Raw genomic sequence first — 14850 nt, forward strand, 5'->3', positions numbered from 1 at the left:
GGGGACACGCCGCGAGGGCATGTCCCCGGCCTCAGCCCACGCCCTCGCTGACCGCGTTGAGCCGCGCATACACCCCGCCCGCCGCCTTCAGCTCGCCGTGCCGGCCTTCCTCGACCACGCGGCCGTTCTGGAACACCAGGATGCGGTCGGCGCCGCGCACGGTCGACAGGCGGTGGGCGATGACGATCGTGGTGCGGCCGGCCATCAGGGCCTCGGCGGCTTCCTGCACCTGGCCCTCGGTCTCGACGTCGAGCGAGGAGGTGGCCTCGTCCATCACCAGGATCGGGGCGTCGGTCAGGAAGGCGCGGGCGATGGCCACGCGCTGGCGCTCGCCGCCCGACAGCTTGATCCCGCGCTCGCCGACCAGGGTGTCGTAGCCCTGGGGCAGGCGCAGGATGAACTCGTGGGCGCGGGCCTTCCTGGCCGCCGAGACGATCTCCTCGTCGCTGGCGTCGGGACGGCCATAGGCGATGTTCTCACGCAAGGTGCGGTGGAACAGGGCCGGGTCCTGCGGCACCACGGCGATGGCGCGGCGCAGGGACCCTTGCGTCACCTGGGCGACGTCCTGGCCGTCGATGACGATCCGCCCGCCCTGCAGGTCGTGCAGCCGCTGGACCAGCTTGACGAAGGTCGACTTGCCCGAGCCGGTCGGCCCCACCAGCGCCACCCGCTCGCCGGGCGCGATCTTCAGCGAGAAGTGGTCGTATAGCGGCGCGCCGGCCGACTTGTAGCGGAAGGTGACGTCCTCGAAGGCGATCGCCCCGGGCCCCCTGACAAAGTCCGGGGCGCCGGGCGCGTCGGCGATCTGCGGCGCCAGGCCCTCCCAGGCGGCCAGGTCCTCGGTGTCGTCCAGGCCCTTCTGCAGCATGCGGATGTTCTCGCCCATGTTGCGCAGGTAGCCGCTCATCAGCATGAAGGCGGTGATGGCGAAGGCCACGTCGCCGGGCGTCGCGGTCCCCCTGGCCCAGGCGTGGATCATCGCCGCCGTCAGCCCGCCCTGCAGCAGCACCAGCAGCAGGTTCTGGCCGAGCCAGACATTGGTGAACTTGTGCCAGGTGACCATCACCGCCTCGCGCCAGGCGGCGGTGACCTCCGCCACGCGGGCGCTCTCGCGGGCCTCGGCCCCGAAGCTCTTGACGGTGGGGTTGGAGGTCACCGCGTCGGCCAGGCTGCCGCCGATCTTCGAATCCAGGGCGTTGGACTTCAGGTTGGCGGGCCGCACGTAGCGGGTGGTGACCACCAGGTTGACGGTGATGTAGGCGGCGACCACGACCAGGGCGACGATCCCGGCCAGGGGCTGGCGCAGCAGCAGCATCACCGACAGCCCGACCAGCACGATCAGGCTGGGGGCCAGCCAGATGGTCACCGCGTCGGTCACGCTGTCATAGCCCCACATGGCGCGGGTCAGCTTGCGCACCGTGGCGCCGGCGAAGCTGTCGGCGTGCCAGTCGGACGAGAAGGCCTGGACGCGGGCGTAGCCCTCGTTGGTCATCTCCTCCATGTTGCGGGCGGCCAGGGGGATCCAGAACCGCATGGCCAGGTTGCGGATCAGCGAAAAGCCCAGATAGACCCCGACGAAGGCCGCCCAGGCGCCCCAGGCCGCGTCGATCGCCGACGGGCCCTTGGTGATCGTGTCGATCAGCCGGCCCGAGGCCCAGGGCAGGGCCAGGTCGAAGCAGATCGCCGCCAGGGTCAGGCCGACGCCGGCGAAGAACAGGCCCTTCCGGCGCAGCCAGAAGCGCGCGATGAAGCCCAGCACCTTGGCGTTGCTCAGGGCGCGTCGTGGGGCGCCGGTCTCGTCCTCGTCGATCTGGTCGGTCATGATGCGGGACAGATAGGCGCTCCGCACGCTCGGCGCGAGCGGCGGCTTAAGCCTGTTTCGAACCGTGGCTTCGGCGCCGCCCGCCGCCGAACGGCCGCCAGCGCAGGTACCAGCGGATGGCCGGCCCGACGATCGGGGTGCGCAGCAGCGGCCGCACCGCGTGAGGCCGGGTCTTCAGGAAGCACATCACCGCGCCGATCCAGAACACCGTGGTCGGCAGCCCCGGCGTGACGATGCCCACCGCCCCGATCGCCACCAGCGCCGCGCCCAGCCCGTCCAGCGCCCAGTGGACCGGACGGGACAGGCGCTTGCGGGGCGGGCGGGGAGCGGCGGTCATCGCGCTGGACTGTGGGGGATCAAGCGCGAAACGGGAAGACGGCTTTCTCGTCGCCGCTATTCAGGAAGGAACTGACGCTCTGTCCGAAATATCCTTCCCTCCCCCTTGTGGGGAGGGTGGCCCGCGTAGCGGGTCGGGTGGGGGATCGGTACAGGGTGCTGGACAGGGCTGGACCGCTGGCTCAGCAGGCCCCCACCCGACCCTGGCGCTGCCAGGGCCACCCTCCCCACGAGGGGAGGGAAGGGACTTATGCTCGGCGTTCGAGGAGCAAAGTCCCGCGATTTCAAGGGCCTAAACTTTCTCGACCCGATTTTGTCCCCACCCCTTCAAACCACCCGTATCCTGATCTCACCTGAGAGCATGGGGAGGGCGCACGTACGGCGACCGATGCGGCTTTCAGGGGTGGACGAGCGGGAAGGCCCTGTCCGCCGTGCTTCTTCGGAAGCGTCCAGGTCGGTTCGGAGCAGGTTCGCCTCAGTCGCGACGAAACTCCGGCGCCCGGATAGGCGGATAGGGCCAGTTAAAAATCCGCGACCCGAAGGCTTCCGGATAACGGCTCCGCGCGAAGCGCCTGCACTTCGTCGAAACGGTACACATAACTGCAAATCATCCGGGCGAGGCCCGGGCGCTTCGCACCCTTCCCATTCGCTCAGCGGGTTTCCGCATGAGGCGGCGAAGTCGTGTCTCCACGACCTTCCCAAAATCATATCGACATGCACCTTCCGGCGGGCCCGAAAACCTCGTCCTTCGACAAGCTCAGGATGAGGTTTTCTACGGCTCGGTCTGCAAATTGGTCCTCATCCTGAGCCTGTCGAAGGACGAGGACCACGCACGGCGTTGGAGGTCGAACCTAGGCGAACCGCAGGTGGCTCAGGGTGTCGCCGCGCAGGCTGGCGCGGATGCGGCCGCCGAACTTGGCGCCCGAGGTCAGCCGACCGACCATGTCGTCGTCGCCGGCCCGGTCGAAGGCCCGGGCCGCCGCGGTCCACAGGGCGGTGGTCACCGGATGCGGCGCCACGACGCCGGCGGCCAAGCCGAGGACCAGCAGGGCCCAGGCTTCCATGCGGTCGACCAGGAGAGCGAGGGACGGACGGGTCATCGGAAGCCTTTCGGAACGGAAGGAGGAGGGCCGCCGCCCCGGGGGAAAAGACGGCGACCCTCCTCGGTGCGCGAAACGACTGGAGGGGGCCGCCGTTCCGCTGAACACACCTTGGCCGACCCAGTTTGATCAATCCAATCGATCGTTTTTAGCCGCGAGATCGGAAAGATCTATGTTGGCGTTTCGGGCATGGTTGCGCGAGGCGGGAGCCGGGGGCTAAGCCTTGGCCATGAGCGCTCCCGACACCGCCATCCTGCCCGACGCCGCCGCCGGCAACTGGGTCGACCGCCATGCGCCGCCGGCCCTGCGGCCCTGGCTGAAGCTGGGCCGGTTCGACCGGCCGGCGGGGATCTGGCTGCTGATGCTGCCCGGCTGGCAGGGCATCGCCCTGGCCGCGGCCGGCCAGGGCCAGTGGCCCAACCCGTGGCTGCTGGTCGCCTTCTTCGTCGGCGCGGCCCTGATGCGGGCGGCCGGCTGCGCCTTCAACGACATCGTCGACCGCGACTTCGACGCCCAGGTCACCCGCACCGCCATGCGCCCCATTCCCGCCGGCCTGATCAGCGTCAAGCAGGCCTGGGCGTTCGTGATCGGCTGCTGCCTGGTCAGCTTCGGGATCCTGGTCTGCCTGGGCTGGCTGGCCATCGGCCTGGGCGTCGCCTCGCTGGCCCTGGTGGCCGCCTATCCGTTCATGAAGCGCATCACCTGGTGGCCCCAGGCCTGGCTGGGCCTGACCTTCAACTGGGGCGCGCTGCTGGGCTATGCGGCGGCTGCCCATCGGCTGGATTGGTCGGCGGCGCTGCTCTACGCCTCGGGCCTTTTCTGGACCCTGGGCTACGACACGATCTACGCCATCCAGGACATCGAGGACGACGCCCTGGCCGGGGTGAAGTCCTCGACCCGCCGGCTGGGGGCGCACGTGCAGAAGGGCGTGCTAGCCTTCTACATCGCCTGCTTCGTGCTGGTGATCGCGGCGGCCTGGGTCGGGGGGCTGGGGCCGCTGTTCCTGCCCCTGGCGGCCCTGGTCGCCGTCCACCTGTCGCGCCAGGCGGCCCGGGTGCGGATCGACGACCCGGCCGGGGCCCTGGCCCTGTTCAAGTCCAACGCCCAGGTTGGCTTCGTGCTGTTCCTGGCCCTGGCTGCGGGGATGTGGAAGCCGCCGGGACTGTAGGGAACGGAGAGGGCGCGACGCGCTTCAGAACGGTCCGTTGCGATAGATCCGCTCCATGCTCCGTTCCAGCTCGCCCAGCCGGCGGTCATAGGCTCGGTTCAGGCAGGCGCGATTGGCGCCGCAGCCCCGGCGGTCGCGCAGCCACTGCTGCTGGGCGTCGATCAGCGCGCCGCGGCCGCCCATGGCCAGGGTGCGCCGGTTGACCTCGTAGAGCACCGACATCTTCACGTCCTTGTCGTTCAGGGCGGTGCTGGCGCAGACCGCCTTCTCATCGGGAGCCCGGGCGCGATTGCAGTCGAAGCTGGCGGCCCGGGACAGGGTCGGAGCGGCCGCGACGGGCAGGGCGAGGGCCAGGGCGAGGGCGGTCAGGATCAGGCGCATGAAGGGTCTCCGAAAGCAGCGTGACGTCGGGTCATCCTGTAAGCCGGACGCTGAACGTGGCATGATCGTTCCATGGCCGTCGCGTCCCGCATCAAGCCGCAGGAGCTGTTCACGCCGCAGGAATGGGCGCCGCTGTCGGCGCGCTCGTCGTGGCGGGGCCTGCTGATGGTCGCCCACGCCTGGGCGGTGATCGTCGCGGCCGGGGCGGCGTTCGTGCTCTGGCCCAATCCGCTCACCTACCTGCTGGCGGTGATGCTGATCGGGGCCCGCCAGCTGGGCCTGGCCATCCTGATGCACGAGGCCGCCCACGGCGGGCTGCACCCGAACCTGAAGGTCAACGACTGGGTCGGTGAATGGCTGTGCGCGGCGCCGGTCGGCGCGTCGCTGGCCAAGTACCGGCCCTATCACCTGACCCACCACAAGTACGCCCAGCAGGCCGAGGATCCGGACCTGGTGCTGTCGGCGCCGTTCCCGACCACCCGCGCCTCGCTGCGCCGCAAGATCGTCCGCGACCTGACCGGCCAGACCTTCTTCAAGCAGCGGTTCGGCCCGCTGCTGGGCAAGCTGAAGGGCGACCAGCCGAAGGGCGCGATCTTCAGCGGCGAGGTGGGGCGGCAGGCGCCGTTCCTGCTGTGGAACCTGGGCCTGCTGGTCGCCCTGAGCGCCATCGGCCTGTGGTGGGCCTGGCTGGCCCTGTGGATCGCGCCGATGGCGACCTGGTTCCCGCTGGTCACCCGGCTGCGCAACATCGCCGAGCACGCCCTGGTGGCCAAGGACGAGCCCGACCCGTTCCGCCACGCCCGCACCACCCGGGCCAACTGGCTCGAGCGGGCCCTGATCGCGCCCTACCACGTCAACTTCCACGCCGAGCACCACCTGTTCATGCACATGCCGTGCTGGAACCTGCCCAAGGCCCACCGGCTGCTGGCGGCCAAGGGCCGGACCGAAGGCATGCTGACCGCGCCAGGCTACCTGTCGGTGCTGAAGGCGGCGTCCAGCCGGTCGCCGGCCTAGGGACTAGGACCGGGCCGTGCTCTAAGCCGCCCATGATCGAAGCCTCCCTCGCCGGCCGCCGCGCCTTCATCCTGGAGAACACGCGGCTCCAGGCCCCGCCGCACACGCCGGAACTGCAACTGCACCTGGCCGACGAGATCACCCCGATCTGGACGCTGACCGAGGAGGCCCTGGCCGAAATCGGCCTGCCGCCGCCGTTCTGGGCCTTCGCCTGGGCCGGCGGCCAGGCCCTGGCCCGCTACGTCCTCGACCATCCCGAGGTCGTGGCCGGAAAGCGGGTGATCGACTTCGCGTCCGGTTCGGGCCTGGTGGCGATCGCGGCGATGAAGGCCGGGGCGGCCAGCGTGCTAGCCGCCGACATCGACGTGTTCTGCGAGGCGGCGATCGGCCTCAACGCCGCGGCCAACGGCGTCGAGGTCGCCTTCACCGAAGTCGACCTGCTGGACGCCCCGCCGCCGCCGGCCGACGTGCTGCTGGCCGGCGACATCTGCTACGAGCGGCCGATGGCGGAAGCCGTCATGGCCTGGCTGGGCCTGGGTCGGGCGGCCGGGGCGACCGTGCTGGTCGGCGATCCGGGCCGCACCTACTTCCCCAAGGAAGGCCTGGTGAAGCTGGCCGAATACCAGGTGCCGACCACCCGCGAGCTGGAGGACATGGCGGTCAAGCGCACCAGCGTCTGGACTCTGCCTTGACGGCGATCTAGAACATAAGAAGAACAAGTGAAGGGCCGCGACCATGCGCGAAGACGGCAAGATCGACTACATCGAATGGCCCGCCAGCGACCTGCCGGCCACCAAGGCCTTCTACGCCACGGCCTTCGGCTGGGCCTTCACCGACTATGGTCCGGACTATGCGGCCTTCGAGGGGCAGGGCGCGGACGGCGGGTTCTGTACGCCGCAGGAGGGCTCGACCGACCGGCCGCTGGTGGTGCTCTACGCCCATGACATCGAGGCCATGCTGGCCAAGGTGACGGCGGCCGGCGGCGTGGTCACCCGGCCGATCTTCAGCTTCCCCGGCGGCCGCCGGTTTCACTTCACCGACCCGTCCGGCAACGAGCTGGCGGTGTGGAGCGAGGGTTAGGCGCGGCCGGGGACATGCCCTTGCGGCGTGTCCCCATGTGCGAGCGCCGAGCCTGCCGATGGGGACACGCCGCAAGGGCATGTCCCCGAGCGTTGTCGCACCGAAAAACCGTCACGAAACCGCGATAGATCCGTCACCGGACGATCTACGGGGCGAACGACGGTGGACCAGGCCAGGACCTGCGGCGATTGCGGGATGTGCTGCAAGCTGATGGGCGTGGCCGCCATCGGCAAGGCGCCGCACGCCTGGTGCGGCCACTATCGCAAGGGCGTCGGCTGCGGGATCTACGCCGACCGGCCCCAGGCCTGCGCCGACTACGCCTGCTACTGGCTGAACGCGCCCAACCTGGACGACCGCTGGCGGCCGGACCGCGCGCGCTTCGTGCTGCATCGCGAGGACGAAGGCCGGACCCTGGTGGTCGAGGTCGATCCGGCCGCCCCCGACGCCTGGCGCAAGGCGCCGTTCCACGAAACCTTCAAGGCCTGGGCGGCGCGGGGCGCGGCCCAGGGCCTGACCCTCAACGTCCTGGTGGGGCGGCGCGGCTACACGATCCTGCCCGACCGCGACATCGACCAGGGCCTGGTGCGCGAGATCCCGGCATGAGCCAAGCGACCCCCGACCTCTCCCCCGCGCCGGCCAAGTCGTGCGGCGACTGCGGCATGTGTTGCAAGGTCCTGCACATCGGCGAGCTGGCCAAGCCGGCCGGCCAATGGTGCGGGGTGTTCCGCAAGGGCTCGGGCTGCGGCGACTACGAGGCCCGCCCTCAGGCTTGCCGGGGCTTCCACTGCCTGTGGCTGACCTCCGAGAAGCTGGACGCCGCCTGGCGGCCCGACAAGGCCAGCTTCCTGATGTACCCCGACCGCGACGGCAAGCGGCTGAACGTCGTGGTCGATCCGGGCAAGCCGGCCGCCTGGCGGCGCGAGCCCTACTATTCACGGCTGAAGGCCATGTCGCAGCGGGCCCTCGACGGCTACGAGCTGCTGATCTGCATCGGCGACCGCCGGGTGGTGATGTTCCCCACCGAGGACGTCGACCTGGGCGTCCTGAACCCCGACCACAAGCTGGTCAGCGGCTATGTCGACAAGGATGGCGGCAAGGTCCCGTTCGCCATGGTGCTCAGCGACGCCTGACGTGCTCTAGGCGGACAGCTCGTCGTCGAACGCCGCCTCGTCCAGGGCCAGCTCGCCCGCGCCCAATTCACCCGAAAGCGCCAGCTTGACCGGCGCCCAGCCCATCCGGTGGATCGGCGAAGGGCCCAGCCTGCGAAGACCGTCCACGTGGACGGCGGCGTGATAGCCCTTGTGACCGGCGAAACCGTAGCCCGGATAGACCGCGTCCATGTCGACCATGATCCGGTCGCGGGCCTCCTTGGCCAGGATCGAGGCGGCGGCGATGGAGCATGACAGACTGTCGCCCTTGACCACGGTCTTGATCGGGCAAGGCAGCTTGAACGCGTAGTTGCCGTCGACCAGGGCCATGGCCGGTCGGACGGAAAGGCCCTCGATCGCCCGGCGCATCGCCAGGCCGGCGGCGTGCAGGATGTTGAGTTGCTCGATCTCCTCGACGCTGGCCAGGCCCACGCACCAAGCTACCGCGACCGACTTGATCTCGATCTCCAGCGCGGCGCGCGCCTTGGCGGTCAGCTTCTTGGAGTCATCGAGGCCCCGGGGGATACGGCTCGGGTCCAGGATCACCGCCGCGGCGCTGACCGGCCCTGCCCATGGCCCGCGCCCGGCTTCGTCCACGCCGCAGACGTGGCCGGGGCCGCAGGCGGCTTCCAGCATCATATCGGGGCCCGTGCGGGCGAGGGCGGGAGACTTGGGCACGACCCGCTCATAGTCCGTTTCGGGGCGCCGGGGAAAGACCGTGCTTGCGACCCGCCGTCTGGAAACTAGGTCTCGGCCGAAAGTTTACGCACGTAAGAAATTCCTTGACGGCCCCGTCTTGTCCACGCCAGCAATTACAGATGTAAAAATGGAGGGCGGCGTGCAACGGGATCAAGCTCAAGCCTATCGGCGCGACATCGACGGACTGCGCGCCCTGGCCGTGGCGGCCATCGTGGTCCACCACGCTTTCCCGGCCGTGCTGCCCGGCGGCTTCGTCGGGGTGGACGTGTTCTTCGTGATCTCTGGCTTTCTGATCACCCGGATCCTGGTCGAGGCGCGCGACGAGAAGCGGTTCTCGTGGGGCGGGTTCTATCTGCGCCGAGCGGGGCGGATCGTGCCGGCCTATGTCTTGGTGACACTGGTCACGATGGTCCTGGCGACCTGGATCGAGATGCCGCGTCTGCTGACCCAGACCGGGGCGGCGGCCAGCGCCTCGGGCCTGTTCCTGGCCAATGTGCTGGCCGCCCAGAGCCCCGGCTATTTCGCGCCGTCGGTCCAGCAGAACCCGCTGCTCCACCTTTGGTCGCTGGGCGTGGAGGAGCAGTTCTACCTGGTCTGGCCGGCGCTGATCGGGCTGCTGTCGCTGGGCTGGCTGCGACCGGCGCGGACGGCGCTGGCTCTGGCCCTGTTGACGGCGTCGCTGGCCCTGGCCCAGGTCCTGGTGGCCGGAGGCGGCGGCGTCGCGGCCTTTTTCCATTTGCCGACCCGGGCCTGGGAGTTCCTGGCCGGTGGTGTGCTGGCCCTGGGCCTGGCGGCGCCGCCCGCCGATCGCCGCGTCGCCAACCTGGCGGCGCTCTGCGGCCTGCTGGCCATCGCCTGGAGCCTGGTCGCCCTGAGCGAAGCCAGCCCGTTCCCCGGCCTTTCCGCGGTTCCCGCCTGCCTGGGCGCGGCGCTGCTGGTGTGGAGCGGCCAGGGCGTGGCGCCCGGCGCGACGGCAATCCTGCGCGCCGCGCCGGTCGTGGCTCTCGGCCGGGTGTCGTACGCGCTCTATCTCTGGCATTGGCCGCTGCTGGTGCTGGCCGCCGATGTCGCCCAGCAGCCGCTGACGAGCGTCCAGCGCCTCGGCCTTGTCGCCCTGTCCCTCGGCCTGGCGGCCCTGACCTGGCGCTTCGTCGAGCAGCCGCTACGCCGAGGCCCGGCCGACCGCCCTTGGCGCCGCCTGGGTGGTGTCCTGCTCTTGCTGCTGGGACCCGTCGCGGCGGGCGCGGCGCTGTTCCTGGGCCAGGGCCTGCCTCAGCGCCTGTCGCCGGACGCCCGGGCCTTGGTCAGGCTGGAGGAAACCGACGTCAATCCGGCCCGGAAGGCTTGTTTCGAGCGGGCGGACGAGACCGCCCCGGAACAGTGCCGGTTCGGCGCGTCGCCCGGAAGCCGGGGTGACCAGGTCCTGGTCTGGGGCGACTCCCACGCCGACGCCGTCACCCCGGGCGTGGTCGCCTGGGCCCGGGCGAGGGATTGGAGCGTGGGCGAGGTCGCTCGGGGCGGCTGCCCGCCGCTGGCAGGCGTGCGGGTGCGGATCTTCGGTCGCCTGGACCGAGGCTGCGAAGCCTGGGCCGCCAGGACCATGGACCGGATCGCCGCCGACCGCCGGCTGACCCTGGTGGTGCTGGCCGCCCGCTGGCCGCTCTATCGCGACGCCCCGCCGTTCTACGACGTCAATTCGCCGCGCGTGGCGGTCGACACCGTAGCCCGGCCAGGCGTCCGGCCGGCGCTGTCCGCCGCTCTGACGGCGACGCTGGACGCCATCGCTCGGCGCCGGCCCGACCTGCGGGTGGTAGTGATCGGTCCCGTGCCCGAGCTCACCCTGGCCCCGCCCGAGTGCCTGGCCCAGCAGCGCCAGCTGGGCGGCCCCGCAGCGGTGTGCGCCCGGGTCGAGGCCGGTCCGCCCCTGGCCCGCGCGACGCCCGCCGAGGCGGAGATCCGCGCGGCCGTCGAGGACCGGCCGGGAGTCGCCGCGGTCTTTCCCAGCGAGACGCTATGTCTGGACGGCGGCTGCGTGGGCGTGATCGGCGGCCGCCCGATCTATTTCGACGACGACCACCTCAGCGCCTCGGGCGCGCGACGCCTGGTCCCGCCCTGGGTGGATGACAGCTGGCGGCGGCTGGCCGCGCCGCTCGGCAAGCCGATGGCTACAGCGCCGCGTTGACCACGGGGGGCGCGCGGCCGCGCAGGGCGCGGGCGTCGAGATAATCGAGCAGGGCCGCCGGCCGGTTGGTCTGGATGACCGTGACGCCGTCGTCGATCAGTCGCGCCCAGGTGCGTCGCCCGTCGGCCGCCGCGCCGCCGGCCCAGGCCCGCGTCCAGACCCCCTTCACGCCCTTGGCGGCCAAGGCGTTGCTCCACAGCCGCACCCGCGCCAGCCGGGCCGCGGCCCGGACGGCCCTGAATTCCGAGCGTCGCAGGTCGCACAGTTCGATCGCCGGAATGCGGTTCTCGGCCAGCGCCTGGCGGGTGGTGATTCCCGCCGGGTCGCGCACCCCGCGGCCGTCGGCGGCGCCGACCATCGGCATGAAGGCCAGGCCGCTATAGGCGGGCAGGTCGGCCATCGGGGCGGCGTCCGCCTCGGCCCGAGCCTTGACCAGGACCTGGCCGGCGGCCCCGCTGGCCAGCACCACCTGCGCCGCCTGTTCGGCGATCGGCTCCTTGACGTCCAGATTGACCAGGATGCGGCCCCGGGCCCGCGCCAGATATTCCTCCAGCGTCGGCGGGGCTTCGGCCAGGCCGCCATCCACGGCGCCGAGGCGCAGCATCTTGAACCGCCGCAGGCTCATCTGGGAAACCCGGCCGCGGCCGTTGGTGGTGCGGTCGACGGTGGCGTCGTGCATCACCACCAACGCGCCGTCGGCGGTGCGGCGAACGTCGATCTCGACCATGTCGACGCCCAGGGCCACGCAGCGATCCAGCGCCGCCAGCGAGTTTTCCGGCAGCGAGCCCGTCATCCCGCGCGAGGGCGCGGCCGCGTGACAAGCCCGATGCGCCACCACCAACACCCCGTCGGCCCAGTCATAGAGTCGGCCGCGCAGGTCCGTCCCCGGTCGATCGGCCGAGGGTTCGGCCAGGGCCGGTCCGGCGCAGGCGGCGAGCATGGCCGCGAACGCGGCGAGGCGTCGAAAGGGGAAGCGAGCAGGGCGCATGGTCAAGCTCTCCACTGCGCCTGTTTGACAGAGTCTCGCAACAGTAGAACGTCAGAAGCTCGACAAGGCTGTGACGAGCGCGGTGGTCGACGCCCTAGCTTATTTTCCCGCCGCGCGTCCGCGGAAGGCCGGCTTTGGCCGCGCCTTGCTCTATCGTGCGAGCTTACGGCATTCCTCGTGGCGGAAGCAGGTCGTCAGGTGGTCATTGACCAGACCCGTGGCCTGCATGAAGGCGTAGACGATCACCGGGCCGCAGTACTTGAAACCCTTGGCCTTGAGCATCTTGGCCATGTCGACCGCCAGGGGCGTCTGGGCCGGGACATCGCCGCCGGTCCAGTGGCTCTGGACCGGCTTGCCGCCGACCATGCCCCACAGCAGGGCGGAGAAGTCCTCGCCGCGCTCGCGCATGTCGCAATAGATTCGCGCGCCGGAGATCGCCGCGTCGATCTTGCCGTTCGAGCGGATGATGCCGGCGTCGGCCATCAGCCGGGCGCGGTCGGCGTCGCCGAACCGGGCTACCTTGTCGGGATCGAAATTGGCGAAGGCGGTGCGAAAGGCTTCGCGCTTGCGCAGGATGGTGATCCACGACAGCCCGGCCTGGAAACCGTCCAGCACCAGCTTTTCCCACAGGGCGCGGGAGTCATACTCCGGCACGCCCCACTCGGTGTCGTGATAGGCCTCGTAGAACGGGTCGCCGTTCATGCCCCGCCAGGTGCAGCGTTGGATCTCGGTCATGCGGCGAACTTGGCCCCATGGGTTGGAACTTTTCAAGAACATTCTTGGCGCCGATCGGCTTGCGTGATCCGAACAGCCGAGCTTGAATTCGACCTCATCCTGAGCCTGTCGAAGGACGAGGTCGTTCACGGCGGTTCAACTGGTCACGATCGCCGGAACCCAGTCCGGCCAATCGACCGTCACCGCGCGGCCGTCCACCGTCAGCGCGGCGCCCGCGACGCGGTCCAGGCGGAGCAGGGCCATGGCCCTGCCGTCGCGGCCCGACAGCACCTCGCCGGCGCGCAGGTCGCCGGCCAGCACCTCAGCGCCGAAAGCGGGGGCAGGGCCGTCGAAGGCGATCGGCAGCATGCGGTTCTTGATCGTCCCGCGCCGCTTCATGCGGCTGGTGGTCTCCTGGCCGACGAAGCAGCCCTTCTTGAAGTCGATGCCGTTCAGCAGGTCGAAATCGGCCTCGATCGGATAGGTCCTGTCGGTCCCCCAGTCGGCCGGACCGGGGACGCCCAGCGTCAGGCGACGGGCGTCGTAGTCGTCCTCGGTGGCGGTGGCCGCGACGTCGAGGCCATAGGCCCGCCCGCCCAGCGCGGGCAGGCGGGGATCGGCGAACCATCCCGCTTCCATCTCGTCGACATGGGCCGGGAAGTTCGCGAGGACGGCCGAGTTCGACGCCACCAGCTCCACCTTGGCCCGCAGCTTGTACATGGTCAGGCGCGCCAAGATAGCGTCGCCGTGTTCGGCCGCGACGTCCAGCAGCAGTCCGTCTTCATCCGCCGCCACGAACAGGTCGTACAGCAGCCGCCCCTGCGGGGTCAGCAGGCCGGAGAACCGCAGCTCGCCCGGCGCGAGGGTCTCGATCTCCTGGCTCAACAGGCCGTTGAGGAAGGTCTTGGCGTCGGGACCGGTCACGGCGATGACGGCGCGGCTGTCGAGGCGGGCGATGCGGGGCGTGCTCATGCCTGCACATGTGGCAAGGCGGACGCACCCGCGCCAGTCCTTAACGAAGAGAAAGCTCAACTGTTATCGAGGGATGCGTCGACTCGCCGGACGCCCTATACATGCTCCGATGACACAGCGGGCCTTCCCGATTCTCTTCATCACCGCCACGCGGATCGGCGACGCCGTGCTGTCGTCCGGCCTGATCAAGTTTCTGGCCGACCAGATCCCCAACGCCCGCTTCACCATCGTCTCCGGGCCTCTGGCGGCTCCCCTTTTCGCCCATGTGCCCGGGCTCGATCGGGTGATCGTCATGGAGAAGGGCAAGGGCAAGGGCCACTGGTTCAAGCTGTGGAACCAGGTGCGTCACAGGAAATGGGGCTTGGTCGTCGATCTGCGCGGCTCGGGCACGGCCTATTTCCTGCGCCGCGAGAAGCGCGCCGTGTGGAAGCGCAACACCGGCGAACCGATCCACAAGGTGGTCGAGGCCGCCAAGGTGCTGAAGCTGGAAGGCGATCCGCCCGCCCCGCACCTCTACATCACCCCCGATGTCCAGACCCTGGCCGACCAGCTGCTGGCGCCGCGCCCGGGCGAGCCGGCGGGCCCGATCCTGGCCGTCGGCCCGGCGTCCAACTGGGTGGGCAAGATCTGGCCGATCGAGCGCTTCGCCCAGACCACCCAGCAGCTGCTGGGGCCCGGCGGCGCGCTGGCGGGCGGGCGGCTGCTGATCCTGGGCGGTCCCGGCGACGGGCGGATGGTCGAGGAGCTGCGCATGGCCTCAGCCCGTGGCCGCTATGTCGACCTGACCGGCAAGGTCGACCTGCTGACCGCCTATGCGGCCCTGAAGCGCGCCGACCTGTTCATCGGCAACGACAGCGGCCTGATGCACATCGCCGCCGCGGCGGGCGTCCCGACGATCGGCCTGTTCGGCCCTTCGGACGAGCGCCGCTATGGCCCCTGGGGTCCGCTGACCAAGGCCGTGCGCGGCCCGCGCAGCTTCGAGCAGTTCCTGGCCGTCGATCCGGACCTGTCCCAGGCCATCCGTCACATGAGCGACCTGCCAGTGACGACGGTGGTCAAGGCGGCCAAGGCCCTGCTGGCCGAGGTCAAGGCGAAGGCGGTCGAGGAAGACGCGGCCGAGCCGACCGTGGAGGACGCGGCAGTGACGCCCGAGCTTCAGGCCGTGGTCGAGGACGTCGCGCCGGCGGAAGAGGCCGCGACGCCCGAAGACGCCATCGACGCCGACCGCGCCTAGGGTCCCGCCACG

The 14850-nt window shown here is 70.4% G+C and carries 16 protein-coding genes; 8 read left to right on the plus strand and 8 right to left on the minus strand.

The features are described 5' to 3' along the window. Positions 1-31: 31 nt before the first annotated feature. From ASD47_RS15050 to ASD47_RS15060, 3 genes are all read right to left on the minus strand, one after another. Positions 32-1822, minus strand: coding sequence for an ABC transporter ATP-binding protein (locus ASD47_RS15050; RefSeq protein WP_056759034.1), 1791 nt, complete (start codon positions 1820-1822; stop codon positions 32-34). Positions 1823-1868: 46 nt separating this feature from the next. Then, positions 1869-2159, minus strand: coding sequence for a DUF454 family protein (locus tag ASD47_RS15055; RefSeq protein ID WP_056758140.1), 291 nt, complete (start codon positions 2157-2159; stop codon positions 1869-1871). An 850-nt stretch (positions 2160-3009) separates the two neighbouring features. After that, entirely contained in the window at positions 3010-3258 is a 249-nt protein-coding gene (locus ASD47_RS15060; protein ID WP_056758141.1) for a hypothetical protein, read from the minus strand. A gap of 229 nt (positions 3259-3487) precedes the next feature. Here ASD47_RS15060 and ubiA point away from each other — a divergent pair, with 229 nt between their 5' ends. Beyond that, positions 3488-4426, plus strand: coding sequence for a 4-hydroxybenzoate octaprenyltransferase (gene ubiA / locus ASD47_RS15065; RefSeq protein ID WP_056758142.1), 939 nt, complete (start codon positions 3488-3490; stop codon positions 4424-4426). 24 nt (positions 4427-4450) lie between these two features. Here ubiA and ASD47_RS15070 read toward each other — a convergent pair whose 3' ends face one another. Beyond that, positions 4451-4807, minus strand: coding sequence for a lysozyme inhibitor LprI family protein (locus ASD47_RS15070; protein ID WP_082564630.1), 357 nt, complete (start codon positions 4805-4807; stop codon positions 4451-4453). 72 nt (positions 4808-4879) lie between these two features. Here ASD47_RS15070 and ASD47_RS15075 point away from each other — a divergent pair, with 72 nt between their 5' ends. The 5 genes from ASD47_RS15075 to ASD47_RS15095 all read left to right on the plus strand — a co-directional run bounded on the left by ASD47_RS15075 (position 4880) and on the right by ASD47_RS15095 (position 8031). Next, entirely contained in the window at positions 4880-5821 is a 942-nt protein-coding gene (locus tag ASD47_RS15075; RefSeq protein ID WP_056758145.1) for a fatty acid desaturase family protein, read from the plus strand. Between the two features lie 32 nt (positions 5822-5853). Continuing rightward, positions 5854-6513 (plus strand): methyltransferase, encoded by a 660-nt coding sequence (locus ASD47_RS15080; protein WP_056758148.1) that lies wholly within the window; start codon positions 5854-5856, stop codon positions 6511-6513. 43 nt (positions 6514-6556) lie between these two features. Continuing rightward, positions 6557-6901 carry a VOC family protein gene (locus ASD47_RS15085; protein ID WP_056758151.1) on the plus strand — a complete coding sequence of 115 codons (345 nt, stop codon included), beginning with the start codon at positions 6557-6559 and terminating at the stop codon, positions 6899-6901. Positions 6902-7063: 162 nt separating this feature from the next. After that, positions 7064-7504, plus strand: coding sequence for a YkgJ family cysteine cluster protein (locus ASD47_RS15090; protein ID WP_230983849.1), 441 nt, complete (start codon positions 7064-7066; stop codon positions 7502-7504). Then, positions 7501-8031 (plus strand): hypothetical protein, encoded by a 531-nt coding sequence (locus tag ASD47_RS15095; RefSeq protein ID WP_056758157.1) that lies wholly within the window; start codon positions 7501-7503, stop codon positions 8029-8031. Before ASD47_RS15090 ends, ASD47_RS15095 begins: the two co-directional genes overlap by 4 nt. A 6-nt stretch (positions 8032-8037) precedes the next feature. On the opposite strand, the gene ASD47_RS15100 is transcribed toward ASD47_RS15095, so the two are convergent. Further along, complete coding sequence (locus tag ASD47_RS15100; protein ID WP_056758161.1) at positions 8038-8688, minus strand: ribonuclease HII; 651 nt, start codon at positions 8686-8688, stop codon at positions 8038-8040. 199 nt (positions 8689-8887) lie between these two features. Between ASD47_RS15100 and ASD47_RS15105 the strand changes: the two genes are divergently transcribed. Further along, positions 8888-10930, plus strand: coding sequence for an acyltransferase family protein (locus tag ASD47_RS15105; RefSeq protein ID WP_162251649.1), 2043 nt, complete (start codon positions 8888-8890; stop codon positions 10928-10930). Here ASD47_RS15105 and ASD47_RS15110 read toward each other — a convergent pair. The 3 genes from ASD47_RS15110 to ASD47_RS15120 all read right to left on the minus strand — a co-directional run bounded on the left by ASD47_RS15110 (position 10914) and on the right by ASD47_RS15120 (position 13604). Then, positions 10914-11918 carry a glycerophosphodiester phosphodiesterase family protein gene (locus ASD47_RS15110; RefSeq protein WP_056758166.1) on the minus strand — a complete coding sequence of 335 codons (1005 nt, stop codon included), beginning with the start codon at positions 11916-11918 and terminating at the stop codon, positions 10914-10916. The genes ASD47_RS15105 and ASD47_RS15110 overlap by 17 nt on opposite strands. 150 nt (positions 11919-12068) lie before the next feature. Beyond that, positions 12069-12653, minus strand: coding sequence for a DNA-3-methyladenine glycosylase I (locus tag ASD47_RS15115; RefSeq protein WP_056758169.1), 585 nt, complete (start codon positions 12651-12653; stop codon positions 12069-12071). A 135-nt stretch (positions 12654-12788) separates the two neighbouring features. Further along, entirely contained in the window at positions 12789-13604 is an 816-nt protein-coding gene (locus tag ASD47_RS15120; RefSeq protein WP_056758172.1) for a folate-binding protein YgfZ, read from the minus strand. A 109-nt stretch (positions 13605-13713) separates the two neighbouring features. On the opposite strand from ASD47_RS15120, the gene ASD47_RS15125 reads away from it, so the two are divergent. Beyond that, a complete protein-coding gene (locus ASD47_RS15125; protein WP_056758175.1) occupies positions 13714-14838 on the plus strand; it encodes a glycosyltransferase family 9 protein in 1125 nt (374 codons plus the stop codon). The last annotated feature ends 12 nt before the right edge of the window (positions 14839-14850 follow it).

Source organism: Caulobacter sp. Root1472 (assembly GCF_001426985.1).
Classification (GTDB): domain Bacteria; phylum Pseudomonadota; class Alphaproteobacteria; order Caulobacterales; family Caulobacteraceae; genus Caulobacter; species Caulobacter rhizosphaerae.